This is a genomic window from Testudinibacter sp. 'clade 2', assembly GCF_006227735.1.
GTDB lineage: Bacteria > Pseudomonadota > Gammaproteobacteria > Enterobacterales > Pasteurellaceae > Chelonobacter.
In genome coordinates this window covers 1-2,570 of sequence record NZ_VDHB01000216.1, presented here as the reverse complement: position 1 = coordinate 2,570, position 2,570 = coordinate 1, and the positions used below count along the sequence as shown (strand labels likewise).

Annotated in this window: 3 protein-coding genes and 1 pseudogene; 1 reads left to right on the top strand and 3 read right to left on the bottom strand. The window is 45.7% G+C overall.

Features of this window, described 5'->3' with window-relative positions; all coding sequences use genetic code 11:
* Positions 1-306 (top strand): annotated as a pseudogene (locus tag FHQ30_RS13335) (EamA family transporter RarD); the annotation flags it as partial.
* A 52-nt stretch (positions 307-358) separates the two neighbouring features.
* Here FHQ30_RS13335 and dhaM read toward each other — a convergent pair.
* The 3 genes from dhaM to dhaK are packed head-to-tail and all read right to left on the bottom strand — an operon-like array spanning position 359 to position 2,413.
* Positions 359-757 (bottom strand): dihydroxyacetone kinase phosphoryl donor subunit DhaM, encoded by a 399-nt coding sequence (dhaM, locus tag FHQ30_RS12780; RefSeq protein ID WP_139612304.1) that lies wholly within the window; start codon positions 755-757, stop codon positions 359-361.
* Positions 751-1,392 carry a dihydroxyacetone kinase subunit DhaL gene (gene dhaL, locus FHQ30_RS12775; protein WP_139612303.1) on the bottom strand — a complete coding sequence of 214 codons (642 nt, stop codon included), beginning with the start codon at positions 1,390-1,392 and terminating at the stop codon, positions 751-753. Before dhaL ends, dhaM begins: the two co-directional genes overlap by 7 nt.
* 25 nt (positions 1,393-1,417) lie before the next feature.
* Positions 1,418-2,413, bottom strand: a complete 996-nt coding sequence (dhaK, locus tag FHQ30_RS12770) for a dihydroxyacetone kinase subunit DhaK (RefSeq protein ID WP_139612302.1) — start codon at positions 2,411-2,413, stop codon at positions 1,418-1,420.
* Positions 2,414-2,570: the final 157 nt, after the last annotated feature.

Below are 2,570 nucleotides of genomic sequence, written 5' to 3'. Positions count from 1 at the left end.
TTCTGTGTGTATATGGTGGCGCAGGTCGATCTCGCTGCGGCGGCTGGCATCAACCCACACATTTATCTGTTGGTTTTTCTGCTCGGTCTCATCAGCAGCGTCGCTTTTATCGCCTACATTTTAGCCAGCAACTGGCTACCGATTAATTTACTCGGACTGCTGGGTTACCTGGAAACAGTCGCTATGTTGTTTATTTCACTGTACATCGGCGAAACCATTCAACCTGCTTCTTACCCGCTACTGTTCGGACTTTCCGCCGCCATGTTGCTGTTGATGTATGATGGGTTTAGGGGCGCAAAAAAGTAGAAAAAGTAAAAGTACGGTTCGCTAATGTATCAGTTTCAGCAAACCTAAGCCGTTAAGTTAGTTTACTCACACTCTTAAACTCCGCTAACTCGTTGAGCAAGCTATCCATCGTTGCCTTCTCATCATTGATTGCCATGGCAACAATCGCGCCTTCAACAATCGCAGCATCGGCGATTTTAATTTTGGTTTTGTCATAAGGCATCTCCAGAAACTCGATCGCCATTTCACTGTTTAAAATTGAGCTGCCGATATCAGCAAAGATTAATACACCGTCATCAGTATAAGCCTGCTGGATCGCTTCTTTAATTCGCATTGGATCAGACCCCAAATGCCCGCCATCAGTACCGCTGCCATTTAGCAGCGGAAAATCGTACTGTTTTACTTCACGGCATAATTCAATGACTTCATGCGCCAATTTTTCACTGTGTGAAACGATAACAATGCCTAGCATATTTTCTCCTTAGTCGCCTGTTCTGCCAACGCTTCACTGATCGCTTTGATCATCAGGTAAGATGAAGCGGCGCCCGGATCAAGATGCCCAAGGCTTCTTTCGCCCAAATAACTGGCTCTGCCTTTGGTGGCAATGATATCACGCGTAGCATTCAATCCGTTCAGTGCGCTTTGTTCAGCCGCCGCAAACCCTTGGCTAAGGGAGCCAGCTTGAGAAATTTCAGCCAGAAACGCTTGATAAGCCGGAATTTGGCTGTCCAACATCGTCTTTTCACCCAACACCGCTTTGCCACGCTGTTGAATACCGTCAATCATCTGTTGCCAAGTATCGGCAACCACCTGTGCATTGAGTGTCGTTTGGGTTTTCAATGCCGCACTTCCCTTGATTAAAGCGCTGGCATACAATGCACCCGATGCACCGCCAACATTCGACATCAGCAACATCGCCATCTTGCTCAACACCTCTGCTGCAGACAAATTTGTCATATTCGGCAACTCAGCTGCGATTTTTTCGAAACCTCTGGCTAAATTAACCCCGTGATCGCCATCGCCAATTTCCCGATCCAACTCGGTCAAATAGTCTTTGTTGTCGTTAATCACTTGGCAAATTGATTTGATAATCTCTAATCGTTCCATCTGTTATTCTCTAATCTTGTGTTGATTAACCACGTTTAAAAGCAACTGTGTCGGCTTTAGCCTGCAACATTTGTTTCATTTCTGAATCCAATTTGCTCAAGGTGATCGAAAACCCGCCCATATCCAAAGAGGTCATATAATTGCCGACCAGAGTATCCACCACCCGAATATTTTTGCTTTGCAACACATCGGCAACTCGATTGTTGATAATAAACAGCTCAATTAATGTGGTTTCACCCAAGCCGTTGACCAACACAGCCACTTCGTCCTCTGCGCTTAAGTGTGATTCCGCCAATAATTTTTGCAATAAATGATCGACATGTTGATCCGCACTTTGAATTTTTTCCCGATGCGTGCCCGGTTCGCCGTGAATCCCCAACCCGATTTCCACTTCGTCATCCGCCAATTCAAAGCTCAACTTGCCCGTGGTTGGAACTAAGCAAGGTTTCAACGCCATACCGATGGTTTTGGTATTGGCAATCACTTTGTTGCCAAACTGTTCCAGCGCTTCCAGCGAATAGCCGCTTTCCGCCGCCGCACCGACCATTTTGTGTACCAATACCGTGCCGGCAATGCCGCGCCTGCCAACGGTATATGTACTGTTCTCCACCGCAATGTCGTCATCAACAATAATTTTGCTGACCGTAATACCTTCCATCGCCGCCATTTCTGCCGCCATTTCAAAATTCATCACGTCGCCGCTGTAATTTTTGATGATTAACAACGCGCCTTTACCACTATCGACTGCTTTGATCGCCTCATACACTTTATCGGCACTCGGTGAGGTAAATACTTCGCCTGCTACTGCGGCGTCCAACATACCGTAGCCGACAAAACCGGCATGCGCCGGCTCGTGTCCACTGCCACCGCCACTCACCAAGCCGACTTTCTGTTGTTTTTTTTGTCTGCGAACGATAATCGGCAAATCTGCCACTTGTTGCAACATATTTGGGTAAGCCTTCAGCATCCCTTGCAGCATTTCACTCACGATATTTTCAGCCTGATTGATCATTTTTTTCATAATTTATGCTCCTTCCTAGGATTAGCGTCGGTTGATCGTTGTTCATCAAATTTCAGTGTTCAAAATCAATGCTGTTGTAATCGCTTTTTTGTTTTAAATCAATCATTTTATTTTCGAAAACAAACATAGATCAAATTTTAAAATAACAATCCGCACG